Annotated in this window: 12 protein-coding genes; 5 read left to right on the forward strand and 7 right to left on the reverse strand. The window is 36.0% G+C overall.

What is annotated here, in order from left to right:
* Nucleotides 1-19: 19 nt before the first annotated feature.
* From R2Q16_RS12610 to R2Q16_RS12630, 5 genes are all read right to left on the reverse strand, one after another.
* Complete coding sequence (locus R2Q16_RS12610; protein WP_316737488.1) at nucleotides 20-796, reverse strand: HEAT repeat domain-containing protein; 777 nt, start codon at nucleotides 794-796, stop codon at nucleotides 20-22.
* Entirely contained in the window at nucleotides 789-1,346 is a 558-nt protein-coding gene (locus R2Q16_RS12615; protein WP_316737489.1) for an RNA polymerase sigma factor, read from the reverse strand. Before R2Q16_RS12615 ends, R2Q16_RS12610 begins: the two co-directional genes overlap by 8 nt.
* Before the next feature lie 231 nt (nucleotides 1,347-1,577).
* Nucleotides 1,578-3,248 (reverse strand): RagB/SusD family nutrient uptake outer membrane protein, encoded by a 1,671-nt coding sequence (locus tag R2Q16_RS12620; RefSeq protein ID WP_316737490.1) that lies wholly within the window; start codon nucleotides 3,246-3,248, stop codon nucleotides 1,578-1,580.
* 10 nt (nucleotides 3,249-3,258) lie between these two features.
* Nucleotides 3,259-6,342, reverse strand: a complete 3,084-nt coding sequence (locus tag R2Q16_RS12625) for a SusC/RagA family TonB-linked outer membrane protein (protein WP_316737491.1) — start codon at nucleotides 6,340-6,342, stop codon at nucleotides 3,259-3,261.
* 225 nt (nucleotides 6,343-6,567) lie between these two features.
* Complete coding sequence (locus R2Q16_RS12630) at nucleotides 6,568-7,593, reverse strand: glycoside hydrolase family 43 protein (protein WP_316737492.1); 1,026 nt, start codon at nucleotides 7,591-7,593, stop codon at nucleotides 6,568-6,570.
* A 323-nt stretch (nucleotides 7,594-7,916) separates the two neighbouring features.
* Here R2Q16_RS12630 and R2Q16_RS12635 point away from each other — a divergent pair, with 323 nt between their 5' ends.
* The 5 genes from R2Q16_RS12635 to R2Q16_RS12655 all read left to right on the forward strand — a co-directional run bounded on the left by R2Q16_RS12635 (nucleotide 7,917) and on the right by R2Q16_RS12655 (nucleotide 14,556).
* Complete coding sequence (locus R2Q16_RS12635) at nucleotides 7,917-11,087, forward strand: two-component regulator propeller domain-containing protein (protein ID WP_316737493.1); 3,171 nt, start codon at nucleotides 7,917-7,919, stop codon at nucleotides 11,085-11,087.
* Nucleotides 11,069-11,881: a response regulator gene (locus R2Q16_RS12640; protein ID WP_316737494.1), complete on the forward strand. Its 813-nt coding sequence runs from the start codon at nucleotides 11,069-11,071 to the stop codon at nucleotides 11,879-11,881. The genes R2Q16_RS12635 and R2Q16_RS12640 overlap by 19 nt, the downstream gene beginning before the upstream one ends.
* 157 nt (nucleotides 11,882-12,038) lie before the next feature.
* The gene (locus R2Q16_RS12645; protein WP_316737495.1) at nucleotides 12,039-13,559 is read left to right on the forward strand and encodes a PAS domain S-box protein; all 1,521 of its coding nucleotides are present in this window, start codon (nucleotides 12,039-12,041) and stop codon (nucleotides 13,557-13,559) included.
* A 98-nt stretch (nucleotides 13,560-13,657) separates the two neighbouring features.
* Nucleotides 13,658-14,281, forward strand: a complete 624-nt coding sequence (locus R2Q16_RS12650; RefSeq protein WP_316737496.1) for a TetR/AcrR family transcriptional regulator — start codon at nucleotides 13,658-13,660, stop codon at nucleotides 14,279-14,281.
* 86 nt (nucleotides 14,282-14,367) lie between these two features.
* Nucleotides 14,368-14,556 carry a hypothetical protein gene (locus R2Q16_RS12655; RefSeq protein ID WP_316737497.1) on the forward strand — a complete coding sequence of 63 codons (189 nt, stop codon included), beginning with the start codon at nucleotides 14,368-14,370 and terminating at the stop codon, nucleotides 14,554-14,556.
* Nucleotides 14,557-14,559: 3 nt separating this feature from the next.
* On the opposite strand, the gene R2Q16_RS12660 is transcribed toward R2Q16_RS12655, so the two are convergent.
* Nucleotides 14,560-14,850 (reverse strand): hypothetical protein, encoded by a 291-nt coding sequence (locus R2Q16_RS12660; protein WP_316737498.1) that lies wholly within the window; start codon nucleotides 14,848-14,850, stop codon nucleotides 14,560-14,562.
* A gap of 32 nt (nucleotides 14,851-14,882) precedes the next feature.
* Nucleotides 14,883-15,875, reverse strand: a complete 993-nt coding sequence (locus R2Q16_RS12665) for an alpha/beta hydrolase (RefSeq protein ID WP_316737499.1) — start codon at nucleotides 15,873-15,875, stop codon at nucleotides 14,883-14,885.
* Between the last annotated feature and the right edge of the window lie 19 nt (nucleotides 15,876-15,894).

Raw genomic sequence — 15,894 nt, forward strand, 5'->3', positions numbered from 1 at the left:
TCTATTTGTTTTTACTGATTTATAATTTGTCTTGATTTAATAATACTTTATTTGCTTCATCTCTTACCGCAACAAACGTTTCCGGATTATTTGCCAAAGCATGAAGTTTTTGGTCGATGTTTACATCCTTCATTTTTCCGAGCGAGCTGATTAATCCAAGCTGAACAATTGGATCGTTCTGCTTATCTAATGATTTAACCAGCAATGAAGTAGCGTGACCATCGAAACTATATTTTTGTAATACGCTTAAAGCCGCAAGTCTAACATTGGTGTTCCCATCATGATTTAAGGTTTGCGCAAGCATATCAAGCGTTCTGTTATTCATTTTGTCAGATTTTTCAATCTCCATAATCGTTAACAAACGCATACTTGCCGAACTGCTGTCACTTAATCCTTTGTATTCTTCAGTTATCACTAGTGGTGTAACTTTCTTTTGCTTTGGTGCTTCCCTTAAACTTGCAAATGAGACATTATCATTTGTGTTAGCTTTTGATTCAACTTCTTCATTAGTTTCTTCAGGAACTACATTTGCAGGTTTATTTTGTATTGGTTTCGCTTTTACATAAAGCTTATTAATCTCAGCTTGCTGCTGATAAACGAACCAAGCTGCTGCTACCACAACGAGTACACAAGCCGCTGCCAACCATTTTGGCGATTTATAGAAAGGAAGCTTTTTAATAACCACCTCTTTTTTGGGAAGCGTTTTTTTAAACCGGGCCATATCAAAAGCCGGAGCTTCAAGGTGATCAAATTCCTCCCTATTTCTATCTACGAAATCTCTAATCTCATCACTCATAATAACATTTATCTTTTAATGAAAATAAAATCTTCTTTTTTGCCCTGTGGTACTGCGTTCTAACATTTGTTGCAGTTAAATCCAACATTACCGCAATTTCTTCATGTGTTAACTTCTCGAAAATATGCAGGTTAACAATTGTTTTATATCCATCGGGCAATTCTTCAATACTTCTTTTTACATCGTCAACTTTGGCGTCAAAAATATCGGCATTTTCACTCTCCTCAACCTCATCTGGCAAGTCCATTTCACCTAAGTCTGAAAAGGTCATTTTTCTTCTTCTAATGTGAGAAATAGACCGGTTTATTGCCAAACGCCTAACCCATGCCTCAACGCTCGATACATTTGCCAATTTGCCAACCTCATTAAATACTGCACAAAAAGTATCTTGTAATATATCCTCGGCCTCGCCACTGTGACTAACAATTCTGCTAATCGAATTATACACCTGCCTTGCATAACGGTTGTATAAGCCAGTATAGCCTTCATCACGCCCATCAAGGCATAAATCAATTAAATACTTATCAGTTGTTTTTTCTAAAGGTGGCAAGGCAAGAGCTTTAATTTTCCAATATTTAAATGTGTTTCTATACTCTAGTCGCAACTTATTAAAAAGTGTTACACTATTTTGTTATTTTTTTCAAAAAAATTGATTTCAGGCATTCATTAAATTTACAAATAACTCATTTACAGATAATAAAATACCGTTATAAAATTTTTAAGAAAAAAAAAGGATGCAAAATTTGCATCCTCAACTAAACCAAAAACAATTAAACTAATTTTAATAACCTGGATTTTGTTCTAGCTTCACTCCGTTGTTGCGTTCAATTTCAGATGCGGGAATAGGCCAAACATTATAAGTTGGCAAAACATCAGTGTAATACGGATTAAATCTTTTTACTCTATCAAACACCAAACCTAATCGCATTAATGTAATTCTTCTCTTTTCTTCTGAGCCTAACTCACGCATACGCTCATCCAAAATATAATCGATATTAACATTTGCAGCCAAAACATTTGTAGCGTTTGATCTGCTTCTAACTGCATTAATATCGGTTGCTGCATCTGATAATCTGTTGAGACCAAGATAAGCTTCTGCCCTTAGCAAATAAGTTTCAGCCAACCTGAACATATATTGATCTGCGTAGGTTGCACCAGCACTCGCTTTAAGCAATAAGGTTGCTTTATTCTCAAACATCCCATCCGGATGATCGCCGGGGGTAGTTACCTTAGATTGGAAAGCATAAAAATCTCTTCGCGGAACCGTTATACCTGCGGGTGGCGTTCTGGTCGAAATTGTTTGACCAAATTGTGGATGCGCTGGGTTTGTAACCTTAAACTCTCTAACAAAATTAAATGGTGCATTTCTAAGGTCGTTATTGAAATCGCTGGTCCAAATTACGTCAGAGAAATATTTTGTTGGAATTGCCCATCCAATACCTCTACCACCTGTATAATCGCTTATTGGATAAAGAAATGGCTGAATGCTGCTTCCAGCTAACCTGAAATTCAAAAACTGCGGTGCAAAGTGACGTTCGAATTGATATGAGCCGCCAATACCTGTAGAAACCGTTCCACCACCCGGCACATCAGTTTCAAACTGAATTACCCAAAGTCCTTCGCGGTTGGTCCCGTTTTTTCTATTCTGGTTACCTTGCTGAAATAAATCCCAATACACGTTTTTGGTTGCATCGGATTGTTTCACACCAAACCTGGTTCTCATTAAACCCACGTTTGGATTGCTGATTACAGAAGTCGCTGCATCAACAGCATTTTGAAACTGTCCGACCGCAAGATATACTTCAGAAAGTAAATGAAATGCAGCAAGATTATTGATTTGTCCATCTTGCACTGCATTAATTGCTGGTAAATTGGTCGATGCGAATTTCAAATCTGTAATCACTTGTTCCAAAACAGCTGCTTTTGTTGCTCTTCCATAATCTGTTTTTGGAGATAAAACCTCGGTTGTATTCAAAGGAACGCCACCATACAAATAAGCTAATGTACGGTAAGCCATACCCCTGAAAAATCTTGCTCTAGCCTCCATTAAGGTTTTATCAGCTGCCGACATCGCGGAAGCTGGAATCCTATCCAAAATCGTATTTGATTCTGCAATGATTTTGTAAAGAGAAGTCCAGTGGATTAGGGGAATTTCTGTACTCAAAGGAGAATACGCCGCAATCATATTGGTATGCCTGGTCGCAGCGGGTTGCCCATCGTAAACTAAATCTGTTCCGAAAACGTAATCAAACGGACGTTGCTCTCCGCTGCTATAAAATTCTTGTCTTACCCTCGAATATAAATTATTAACCGCTGCATTAAAGTCGGTTGTGGTGTTATATGCATTTGTTGTACTTAAAAAATCAAGCGGTTCTTCATCTAAGAAGGTTTTCTTACAAGAAAAACTGATACTTGTTAAAACACAAACTGCTGCTATAAAAATCTTTTTCATGTCGTTTTAATTAAAATGTAACGTTTAAACCAACTGAATAACCTTTAAAAACAGGTCTTCCATCGTTTGTTAATCCTTGTGTTCTTCCGTCAATTACAGCTTCCGGGTCCCATCCTTCCCAATTCGTCCAGGTTGCTAAGTTTCTTCCACTTACAAAAACATTTAAGTTTTGCAGTTTCATACGCTCGATAAACTTGCCCGTAAATTTGTACGAAAGCGATACATCTTGTAATCTGATAAAGCTTCTGTTTTGATATAACTGTGGCTGTAGTGTAGCCGCTACAATCGAACGAGGGTATTTTCCGTTAGGGTTATCGGGCGACCAGAAATCAACTCCACTTAAGTAATTATCACGAATCGCATTATCATCTCTGATTCTACGCGGTGTATTGCCTGATAAAAAAGATTTGCTACCACCTTGAATTGAGTTTAAGAATACAGTTAGCGTAAAGTTTTTGTACTGAAAATTATTTAACATACTGATTCTGTACGCCGGCGCTCCGCTTCCTAAAATAGAACGGTCGTTCGCGTTAATTACACCATCGCCATTTTGGTCTACAATTCTATAAGTTCCCGGAGAATAGCCTGCCGGGATTTGCTCGCCAACATTCCAGATACCATTTACCTGATAATCAAAAATAACTGCAGTTGGCTGACCGATAAACAATCCACTTTGCGGAAGATCATCTTCTACGCCATCGCCATTCTTATCACCTAATAATTTAACAATCTTATTTGTGTTTCTAGAAAAGTTTAACGTTGTTGTCCAAAGGAAATCTTTAGCTGAGATATTTCTGGAATTTAAAGAAAACTCTAAACCTTGATTATCCAACTGACCAATATTGGTTAAAATGCTTCCAAAACCGGTTACCACAGGAATATTTACAGAGTATAATAAATCTGTTGTTTTAGTTTTATAATAATCCACACGACCCGATAATCTGTTTTTAAATAAACTGAAATCTAAGGCCAGGTTTAAACCTCCGGTACGCTCCCATCTTAAATCAGGGTTTGAAAGCGAGTTAACTTGCTGTCCAAACTGCGTTGAACCACCATCGCCAAAAACGTAAGCTGCGCTAGAACCCACTCTTGCTAAAGATGAATATCTGGTAGTTTGATTTCCTGCAACACCATAACCAGCTGTTAATTTCAAATTATCAACCCAATTAACTTTGAAAAACGATTCTTTGGAAATGTCCCAACCTAATGATACCGATGGAAAAACTCCATACTTGTTATTTTCGGCAAAGCCAGAGAAACCATCTCTTCTTATTGTTCCGGTAAATAAGTATTTACTATCGAAATTGTAGTTCAAACGAAACATTTGATAGTTTAACGATTCCTTATAAGCATTAGAGATTGCAAACCTGTTTGTTCCTTGCTCTAAATTATTGTAACCCAAGGTTAAGTTAGAGAAACCTGTAGAATAAGCTCGGGTGTAGCTGTTATTTCGCTCTATGGCACCGTAAAGTAAGGTACCTGTGAAATTATGTTTACCTATCGTTTTATTGTAAGTAAGTATATTATCAAAAGTGTAATCATGGTATATAACATTTTCCTTTGATGCCTGCCCGGTTAAGTTTGCATCAAATCTATTCGCTGTATTTCTAAGCTCTACACGATAGTTGTTTCCAAAATTTACTTTATAACTTAAACCTTTTAAGGGTAATTGCACAACGGCATAAACATTAGCAAAGAAGTAATTCTTACGGTCAAAGTCGTCTGCTTGATAATTCAAAAACGGATTGGTTAAGTTCGTGGCATATGGATTGATTTTATAATTACCACTTGCATCATAAGGTGTAATTAATGGCGACATTGCATTAATTTGGGCAAAATTTGGTTCGATACCATCCTCATTTATAAAACTTCCGAAAGATTGCAAACCAACTGTTAACCAGTCTGTTGCTTTGGTTTCGATATTTGCCCTAATGCCTTTGCTTTTAAAAACGTCGTTATGGATAAAACCCTGATTTTTGACCAAATTTCCCGATAATAGGTATGTAATTTTATCAGAACCTCCTGATACACTCAGTTTATTATCAATGATATTTCCTGTACGTGTAGCTTCATCATACCAGCTAAAATCGTTCGGTAAAAGGTTTCCTTGCGCATCCTTCATTGATGCATCAACCTTAGAAATTAAATCAAACGCAGGATTAGGTTGAGTAAAAGTTGGCGCTAAAAAGGCTTGCTCATAGTGTAAATACCTAATATTCTCCAAGTATTCATCTCTGCCCATTGGCCTTAAATCTACATTAGGTTTCTGTGTTGCATACTGAGTAGAGAAAGAAATTTTAGTTCTGCCTGCTGCGCCTTTTCTACTGGTAATTAAAATTACACCGTTTGCGGCCTGAGCACCATAAACTGCGGTTGCACTTGCATCCTTCAAAACGTCGATTGTCGAAATATCATCAGGATTAATAGAGGTTAACGAACCATTATACTGCACACCATCTAAAATGATGAGCACGCTTTGGTTACCACCTAAAGTATTTTGGCCCCTTATACTTATACCTGGCGTTGCACCGGCACGATTAACTTGCCCAACATTCAGTCCTGGTACAGTTCCTTGCAAAAGATTGGCAACGTTGGTCGTCGGCGAATTTCTGAAATCATCTAGATTTGCTCTCGCTACCGAACCGGTTACATCAGCTTTCTTTTGCGTACCATATCCTACCACGATTACTTCATCTAAATCTGATTGCGAGGAAACCAGATACATATTAATGGTTTTTAAATCGCCAACAAGTTTTTCCTGAGACTCGTAACCAACGAAAGTAAAAACTAGAATTGCCTGTTCATTTGGAACGGTGATTTTGTAATTACCATTTTCATCAGTTGTTGCGGTTGCGGTGCTGTTTTTAACTTTAATAGTTACACCCGCAATTGGGTTGTTGTTTTTTTGATCAACTATTTTACCTGAAATCGTAATATCAAACTTATTTAATTTCGATGGTTTGAGTTTCAGTTTATTCTTAAGCACGTTTCGTGCATCCTCATTATTCGCTTTTGCTGTAGAAAAGCCGGCGGAGATAATGAACTGCAAAAATACTATAGCTATAAATTTTAATAGTAAAGCTCTATATTTCATATTTGGTCAGTTATTGGTTTAGGTTTGATTAATTAGCGGCAAATTATTTCAGGAATCTTGGATTAAATTCGCTGAACATTGCTTTAGTTAGCTAGTATATTTCACTAACTATCTGATATTTATCTTAAAATTTTTCTCATAATTATTCTATAGTTTTAATATTTGGTTATATCTTTTGTAAACCAATTCCGTCTTTTCAGAATTGGATATTTATCGCTTTACTAATTATTTGGATGGTGCTTTTATGGCAACACCCGTTTTTACAGGAATACCAAAATTTGGCGTTCCATCCTTATTCCAGGTAAATTTTTGTGCCCTCGGCGAACGAAATTTACCACACCCTTGCCCCGGCTGGTCATTCGCATGATATAGAATCCAATCTTCTTTTCCATCAGGAGATTTAAAAAAAGAATTATGCCCCGGCGCATACACACCATTAGCTTCAGATTTACTAAACAATGGTTTTGGATGCTTAACCCACGATTTTGGGTTTAGGAAATCGGAATTTAGATTGGCTGATAACATGCCCAAGGCATAAAAATCAGTCCAGCAACCGCTTGCAGAATAAATTATCATAATTTTATTGCCACGAACCAAAAACTGCGGACCTTCATTTACATCTACATGCGGTGGGTTATCAGCTGAGTTTAAATCGCCATGTTTTTCCCACTCGAATGCTGGAGATGATATTTTAACCCTTTCGGATTCTACCGTCCAGGGATTTTTTAATTTGGCGATAAAAATTTCCTGTTTACCATTGGTGTCGCCCTCCCATCCAGACCAAACCATATATAACTTATTTTTAATCGCAACAATATCACCATCAATGGCCCATTTATTGGTTTTATCAGTTATTTGGCCTTTAAAAATCCACTCGCCCAACATCGGGTCGGCTGATGAATTTTCAAGCACATACATTCTGTGGTTTTTATTCTGCCCATCATCGGCAGCAAAATAAGCATACCACTTACCTTGCAAAAACATCACCTCTGGAGCCCAAATTTCTTTTGAATACGGACCAGTTTCAGGTGCTTTCCAAATGGTTTTGTGTGGTGCGTCTTTCAGCCCTTCCAAAGTTTTGCTTTTCCACAACTCAATTCTATTGCCTGTGGTATGTGTATAATAGAAATATCCATCCTTATAAAAACTATATGGATCTGCACCAGCCGGAAGTAAAGGATTGGTAAAGGTTTGCGCACTTAAACTTTTAACGGATAGGAAAAAAAGCACACAAAGTAAAAATCTGCTCATAATATTTGGTTGTTCGGGTTACAATAAGATAAGTTGTTTAAAAGCTTATCTGTATATTTTGGTTAGCATATCATCAGCACCAATACGAAGCCGAAAAATAATATCCAAATATGAAAGATTTTATATTGTTCATTATCTCATAATATTTCAATAATTACACATTTTGATTCTATTTTTTGAAACTAAACCTAATTGTTTGGCTCGTAATGATGCTTAATACATGTGCTTACAACAATTTAGTTCAATTTCGAATGGCGATTACAATAGAGAAATTAACTATCATCTGTTGATATTAATATATTTGAACATTGAATTTAACCAAATTGAAAAAGTCGACCCTGTTTATTCTTTTCTTGTTTATTGGTATGGTTTGCACAGCGCAGCCGTATTATTTCAGGCATTATCAGGTCGAAAACGGTTTATCAAACAATTCGGTTTTTTGCAGTACGCAAGACAACGAGGGCTTTATGTGGTTTGGAACTAAAGATGGTTTAAACCGTTTTGATGGTTATCAATTTAAAACCTACCGAAATAAAACCGGGCAACCAGGCACTTTAGGAAATGACTTAGTTTATGCCTTACATTATGATAAGGGCAATCGTTTATGGGTTGGAACTAATAGTGGTGTATATTTATACTTACCGAAAACTGAAAAATTTGAGCTTGTTAAGGGCACGGAAACCCTAAGGATAAATGAACTCGCCACAGACAACAATGGGAATTTGTGGATTATTTCGATAAGAAAGGTTTATCGGTATAACATCAATCAAAAGAAACTTTACGCCTTTGATAAGAATTTAAATTTAGATGCAACATCTGTTTCAAAAATGAATGATGGCACCATTTGGATTACCACATTAAAGGGAACGATAGAGGAATACAACCCAAAAACAAATCGTTTCTATGCGTACTACGTGATGAGCAAAGCTAATCCGAAAGAAAATAGCTGGGTAACCAAAACACTCGATATGGGTAATAACACCATTCTTATCGGCACTGCAAATCAAGGCATTAAATCATTTGATAGAAAGACAGGCATCACTAAAGAAATATTAACCTTTAACGAAAATAAGACTTCAATTTATGTAAGAGACATGATTAAGGCCTCCGAAAATGAATTTTGGATTGGCTCTGAATCTGGCATTTACATTTACGATAAAAAGAAAGTAATTCAGCTTACAAAGCAATATTCCAATTTGTATTCCCTATCGGATAATGCTATTTACACACTTCATAAAGATAAGGAAAATGGCATTTGGGCTGGAACCTATTTCGGTGGCATAAATTATTGCTCGAGCCAATATTCCATCTTTACCAAATATTTCCCGCAGAAAGGCATCAATTCCATAAGCGGAAGCGATGTTCGTGAAATTTGTAAAGACGACAATGGAAATTTTTGGATTGGAACTGAAGATGCTGGCTTAAATACGCTAAACCCTAAAACGGGTCTATTTACAAATTTCTTTCCTGATGGAAAATCGGGCAGTATTTCCTATTCAAATATTCATGGTTTATTGGTTGATGGCAATAAACTTTGGATAGGAACTTTTGAACATGGTATCGATGTAATGGATATCAAAACTAAAAAAGTGATAAAGCATTACACGCCCGGTAAAGGCAATTCACTATTAAATGGCTTTATTTTAACCTTTTGCAAAACCAAAAGTGGCGATATTTACTTGGCAACCATTGTAGGTTTATATCGGTATAACCGGCAAACAGACGATTTTGATTTGGTGGAAGGCTTGCCTTTAATTTTTTATGCAATTATTTCGGAAGATAGCCAGGGGAACATCTGGGCTGGGTCTTTTAATCATGGCATTATAAAATTTAAGCCGGGCAAAAAAGGTTATACCCAATACCAAAATGATCCTAAAAAACCGAAAAGTTTATCGCACAATACGGTAAATGGAATCTATGAAGACAGCAATAAAAACATTTGGGTTTCTACTGATGGTGGTGGTTTAAATCTGTTCAATCAGAAGAATGAAAATTTTGATAGAATCACTGTTAAGGATGGTTTGCCTAGCAATTTCCTTTTTAAAATAATTGAAGATGCCGACAAAAAACTTTGGATTGGAAGCAGCAGAGGACTTGTTCATTTCAACCCAATTGATAAATCTGTTAAAGTTTATTCGAGTTCAAACGGTTTGTTAACCGATCAGTTTAATTATAATTCGGGCTTTAAAGATACTGATGGACGCATTTACTTCGGAAGCGTAAGGGGAATGATAAGTTTTAATCCGAAGGATTTGAATACGGTTTATGCTCAACCTCCTCTAAAAATAACTGGTTTTCAGATTAACAATCAGGAAATTGAAGTACAAGGCAAGTCAGTTTTATCAGAATCTATCATAAATACGCAAAAAATTGTACTTAACGATGCGCAATCTTCTTTCAGTTTGGATTTTGCCGCCATTAGTTTTCTATCTCCTGAAATGACACAGTACGCTTATCGCATGAAAGGCATTAGCGATGATTGGAATTATCTGGAAACCAATAGAAAGGTTTATTTCACCAAATTGGCTGCCGGAGATTACGTTTTTGAAATTAAAGCATTGGGTAATGGAAACTCCACCTGGACAGTAAAAAACCCAAAATTGTCGATTACCATCCTCCCTCCTTTTTACAAAAGTAAACTTGCGTATTTGTGCTACACGATTTTACTGGGTTTGGTAATTTTCTTTTTCTTTCGAGGCTACCACACACGAATGGAGAACCGCAACAAACGAAGAATGGAGCGTTTTGAAAACAAAAAAGAGAAAGAAATATATCAGGCAAAGATTGAGTTTTTCACCAATATTGCGCACGAAATACGTACACCGTTAACACTGATTAAAGGCCCAATGGGCGATTTATTGAAGCAAGCTTCAGAGGTTCCGTACATGGAAAAGAAGCTGAAAATAATGGAACGTAATACCGACAGACTCTTTAAACTAACTAATCAATTGCTCGATTTTAGAAAAACTGAAGTCAATGGTTTTTCTCTGAATTTTGTTAAAGCTGATATTTCGGAAATCTTAACGGATATTTTTAGCTTCTTCCAGTCCATCACTGAGCAAAAAAACATTAACTACAAGCTTAACCTGCCGGATAATACACTTGAAGCTTACATCGATACCGAAGCTTTCTACAAAATATTGAGCAACCTGATTGATAATGCAATAAAATACAGCGATTCTTTAATCGAAGTGAGTTTAGCATTTCCGGTAGGTAATGCCGAATACTTCGAAATTACAGTTTTAAACGATGGAAAAACAATCCCTGAAGAGTTACATAAAAAAATATTCGAGCCATTTTTTAGAGCAACGGAAACGCAAATAAAACAAGGGACGGGAATTGGACTTTCTTTATCAAAATCGCTAACAGAATTACATGGCGGAAACTTGAAGGCAATAAACAATGAAATGGGCCACAACCTGTTTATACTGAGCTTACCGATACACCAACTCATCGAATTTAACTTAAAGGGAAAATGGAAAAAAAGATTATGACAGAAACGAATGCGCAAGCAATACCCACAAATAAGTTTACTGTTTTACTAGCTGATGATGAAGAAGATATCCTGGAATATGTAGCAGATGTTTTAAGTGAAAAATACAATGTTTTAACGGCTGCTAATGGCATTGAGGCGCTCCAAATTTTAAGTCAGGAGATTGTACAATTAGTTATTAGTGATGTTATGATGCCCGAAATGGATGGATTTCAGCTTTGCGAAAGAATAAAATCGAACTTTGAATACAGCCATATCCCCGTTATTCTGTTAACCGCCAAAACAGGTTTGCAAGCCACAATAGAGGGTTTGGAAGTTGGTGCCGATGCTTACGTAGAAAAACCATTTAACACCGATTTTTTGCAGGTTCAGGTTTCATCGCTGCTCAAAAACAGAGATAAAATAAAGGCTTATTTTGCAAGTTCTCCGCTCATTCATATTAAAAGTATGGCACATTCCAAAGGCGATGAATTGTTTCTGGAAAAACTGCAAAATTTAATAAACGATAGAATTGATGATGCAGAACTTGGTGTTGATTACCTTGCCGATAATATGAACATGAGTCGCCCAACACTTTACCGAAAAATAAAATCAATTTCAAACCTAAGCGGGAATGAACTCATCAATATTACCCGATTAAAGAAAGCGGCAGAATTATTAAATGAAGGTGTGCTCAAAATCTACGAAATTTCGGAAATGGTTGGTTATAATTCTCACAAACACTTTAGCAGAAGTTTTTCCAAGCAGTTTGGTATGTCGCCTACTGAATATATATCCAGACAACATTCGAAATAACAGCGATTTATTAGATTAATTATCAAAAAATAATCGAAAGTTAATCATCTGATTTATTTAATACGGAATATTCTTTTCGCAAAAAAAAAGTTACGAAACATTTGCCTAAATTGATGAGGATATAATTATATTTCAATGCAAATTCATCTATTAGCGCATGCACGAGAGTAAGGAGATTATTAGTAAAATACAAGCGTATCAGCAACAAGAACTTGAACTAAAATTAAGCAATAGTGAGCTCAAGAGGTTAAATGATGCGCTAAAAAAAGCCGAAGAGAAAAGTGCAATACTAAATTCAATTGTAGAATCTACAGACGATGGAATTATCAGTAAAAACCTGGACAGTATAATTACCAGCTGGAACAATGCCGCATCAACAATTTTTGGTTACTCAGAAACCGAAATGATTGGCGAATCGATATTAAAATTGATACCAACACACCTGCAAAACCAAGAACCTACATTTCTTGAACAGTTAAAAAAAGGAAACCGAATTGATCATTTTCATACCCAGCGTTTACGTAAAGACGGAACTTTGGTTGATGTTTCCTTAACCATTTCTCCGGTTTACAATTCGCAGGGCGATTTAATTGGCTTATCAAAAATTGTTCGCGACATTACTAAAGAAAAATTAGCTGAAACCATTGGACAGCGTTTAGCTGCCATTGTAGAATCTTCTGATGATGCAATTATCAGCAAAGATTTTAGCAGTAAAATCATAAGTTGGAATGAAGCGGCAACACGCATTTTCGGTTATACAGCCGCTGAAATGATTGGCGAATCTATCCTTAAAATTATACCTGAAGATAGGCATGATGAAGAACCTAAAATTTTAGCACAGCTCAAAGAAGGCATTCGTGTAGAACATTTTGAAACCGAACGATTGCGCAAAGACGGTTCATTAATCCGCGTTTCTTTAACCATTTCTCCTGTAAAAGATTTAGAAGGAAAGGTTATCGGTCTTTCAAAAATTGCCAGAGATATTACAGAAAAAAGCCTCATCGAAAAGAAAAAAAATGAGTTTGTTAGTTTTGTAAGTCACGAGCTTAAAACTCCGCTAACTTCTTTAAAATCTTATCTCCAAATGGCTTTATTGAAGTCTAATGATGCTGATTTTATACTTAGAGCCCTGGCAAAAGCTGAGGGGCAAACTAAAAAAATGGAGCATTTAATTCAGGATTTTTTAAATGTTTCGCGTTTTGAAGAAGGCAATATCGGCATCAAGCCAAGTCAATTTGATATTGTAAAATTAATAGCCGATTGTATTGAGGATGCGAGTGTTTCAAGCCATAAACACCAGGTAGTTTATGAAGGTTTGCCCCAAATCAACGTAATTGGCGATGAGGAAAAAATAAGCCTGGTGTTAACCAATTTAATCAGCAATGCACAGAAGTATGCGCCTGCTGGTGGTGAGATTAAAATTTCTTGCTTTGTAGATAAACAGCAAGTTATCATCAAAATAAAAGATAATGGAATTGGCATATCTCTCGAAGACCAACGTAATATGTTCCAGAAATTTTTTAGAGTAGAAAGCGAGCAAACTAAATTTATACCAGGATTTGGGATTGGTTTATACCTCTGCACTACGCTTTTGAAACTACACAAATCACGCCTCGCCGTAGAAAGTGAACTTGGTAAAGGTTCTTTATTCTATTTTGCGCTGCCATTGAGTTTATAATAATAATTCAAATTTGGATTTAGCAACGCTTCATCATCTATTAGATTTAATATTCCGTTAATATTTCCGAAATTGCTAGGATTTATAATCCCCGATTAATGGCAAAAAGAATTGTTCAAGGCCCTATACGCAACAAAGAAAAAACGAAAGAGAAACTTTTGCTGGCCGTAGGCGAAATACTAAAAACCAAAGGATACAAAGCTTTAAAAGTAAACGACATAGCAGCAGTTTCTGGTGTAAATAAAAGATTAATTTACGAATATTTTGGTGGCGTTGATGAACTTGCTGATGCCTACATTAAGCAACAAGATTACTGGAATGTGCTAACCAAATTAGAACGACCAGAAAACGCCGAAAATAGCTCTGATTTTGTCACGAACATACTCAGAGGACAATATGATGAGCTGCATCGTAACCAGGAATTGCGTAAAATAATGCTTTGGGAACTATCTGAAAAAAGAGATATTTTAACTGAACAAGTTGATTTACGTGAGGCAAACGGCGAGCAAATTTTTCAAAACCTAACTGACCCTCACTTCGGTGAAAACGCTAAAAGGTTTCGGGCAGTTACAGCTTTAATAATTGCCGGAAGTTATTACCTGAATTTAATTCAAGAAACAAATGGAACGACCTTTTGCGGCTTAAATTTAAAGACAGAACAAGGCCGAAACGAAATCAAAAATGCCATCGATTTTATCATTAAAAAAACTTACGAAAAATAGAATTGGTGTTTATCTTTTTCCAAAATTTAAATAATGCTAAACAATTTTAGCCTTTTGATGATTATTAAAAGAAACTAAAATTAAAAATGAGAAAGCTCCTAATAATTTTATCCGTAATCGCAACTTTTGCAACAGCCTGTAACGGTAAAAAAGCAGATGAGAAAAATGCCGATAGCATGTACAAATACACCGACACCACAAAGGTTATTGATTCTTTAGCAACTGATAGCACAGCTGATTCATTAACAAATGCACCTGCCGACGTAAATAATTAGATTTTATTTCAAAAAGTATTCAACCAGTTGCGCCCACTCAGCTTCCAAAGAAACATTTGGACGAATAGATTTAGCTCTACTGTACCAGTAATCAGCATTCCAGATATCGCCCTCTTTACGGTGCAGATAAGCGTGAACCAATGCAGAAGATTGGTCGGTTAAATGATCGATTAAACTGTGGGCCTTATGCCAATCACCTTTTCCATCAAACCAAAGTGCTTTTAATTGAACGGAAAGTTCTGTTGCTGGCTCAATTTCTTTAATACTTTCTTTAAATATCGCTAATGAACTCATTGCGCTAAATTGAACATAATTGTCCAAAGATTTCAATTATTTCTTTTCAACAACGCATGTATTTCCCTAACAATCAAATCAGGCTCTGAGACTTGTACAACATGACCACTATTTTTAGCTTCTACAAGTTTGCTGTCAGTTGAAAGGTTTAAAAAATCGCGATGTAAGTCGTGTACCAACTGCATGTATTCCTCCTTTACCTTTGGATTTGGAATAGCTTCAGTTCGTATGTTCGAAGTACCTGTAATTACCGTTAGTGGTATATTTCCAAAATTGTTGGAGTTGCCTGCATCTTCAAAATTAGCATCATCATTTTTAAGTTCATCATAAAGTGTTTCAACAGAGCGGTAAAAGAAATCACGCTCATTCTTATGGATAGCATGCTCAATTGGAATTTCAGGATTTATCCTGTTAAAAGAAAATAGGCTTCGATATGCCCCTGAAAATGTAAGGAATTTAACCAATGATAATGGTGGTGGTTTCAACGATTCTAAAAATGCTGCTGACGATTTTTTTAATTGTAATGGATGCGCAGATTCCATTAGCATAATTCCGGCAATATCTTTTTTGTGCTGTTCTATAAATGGTCTGATGTAAATTCCTGCCATTGAATGAAGTACAAGAATATATGGTTTTGGGCAATTTGTTTGCTCAAGTAATTGCGCTAATTCTTTCGAAACGGATTGATTTGTAATTGTACCTTCCCTTTTCTCGCTTAAAAAAAGACCACTTCTATCATATGAGATGGTTACGGCATTTGGATATGTTTTATCTTGAATTTCTGCCCAAATGCTACTATTGCTGCCCATTCCCGAAACAAAGACAATCGTTTTGTTACCAATGCCCTTTTTTACATAATGTATTTTTGCGCCATCAATTTCAGTAAAGGTTTCGCCTTTAAATGCTTTAGATTCTAATCTCCATCTGCTATATTGCTCATATACGATACCAATCACCAACAAAATCAATAATAAACTACCAATATATTTTAATGCTTTAATGGTGATGTGAATTATCTTTTTCATTAGTGAGAAGGCTTTTTAC

Source organism: Pedobacter aquatilis, assembly GCF_032678425.1.
In the GTDB taxonomy this organism is placed as follows: Bacteria; Bacteroidota; Bacteroidia; order Sphingobacteriales; family Sphingobacteriaceae; genus Pedobacter; species Pedobacter aquatilis_B.

What these genes read in the sequence shown, in the direction of transcription:
- R2Q16_RS12645 (WP_316737495.1), top strand. Translation starts at nt 12,039, where the DNA reads ATGCACGAGAGTAAGGAGATTATTAGTAAAATACAAGCGTATCAGCAA.
- R2Q16_RS12660 (WP_316737498.1), bottom strand. Translation starts at nt 14,850, where the DNA reads ATGAGTTCATTAGCGATATTTAAAGAAAGTATTAAAGAAATTGAGCCA.
- R2Q16_RS12625 (WP_316737491.1), bottom strand. Translation starts at nt 6,342, where the DNA reads ATGAAATATAGAGCTTTACTATTAAAATTTATAGCTATAGTATTTTTG.
- R2Q16_RS12620 (WP_316737490.1), bottom strand. Translation starts at nt 3,248, where the DNA reads ATGAAAAAGATTTTTATAGCAGCAGTTTGTGTTTTAACAAGTATCAGT.
- R2Q16_RS12650 (WP_316737496.1), top strand. Translation starts at nt 13,658, where the DNA reads ATGGCAAAAAGAATTGTTCAAGGCCCTATACGCAACAAAGAAAAAACG.
- R2Q16_RS12665 (WP_316737499.1), bottom strand. Translation starts at nt 15,875, where the DNA reads ATGAAAAAGATAATTCACATCACCATTAAAGCATTAAAATATATTGGT.
- R2Q16_RS12610 (WP_316737488.1), bottom strand. Translation starts at nt 796, where the DNA reads ATGAGTGATGAGATTAGAGATTTCGTAGATAGAAATAGGGAGGAATTT.
- R2Q16_RS12640 (WP_316737494.1), top strand. Translation starts at nt 11,069, where the DNA reads ATGGAAAAAAAGATTATGACAGAAACGAATGCGCAAGCAATACCCACA.
- R2Q16_RS12630 (WP_316737492.1), bottom strand. Translation starts at nt 7,593, where the DNA reads ATGAGCAGATTTTTACTTTGTGTGCTTTTTTTCCTATCCGTTAAAAGT.
- R2Q16_RS12655 (WP_316737497.1), top strand. Translation starts at nt 14,368, where the DNA reads ATGAGAAAGCTCCTAATAATTTTATCCGTAATCGCAACTTTTGCAACA.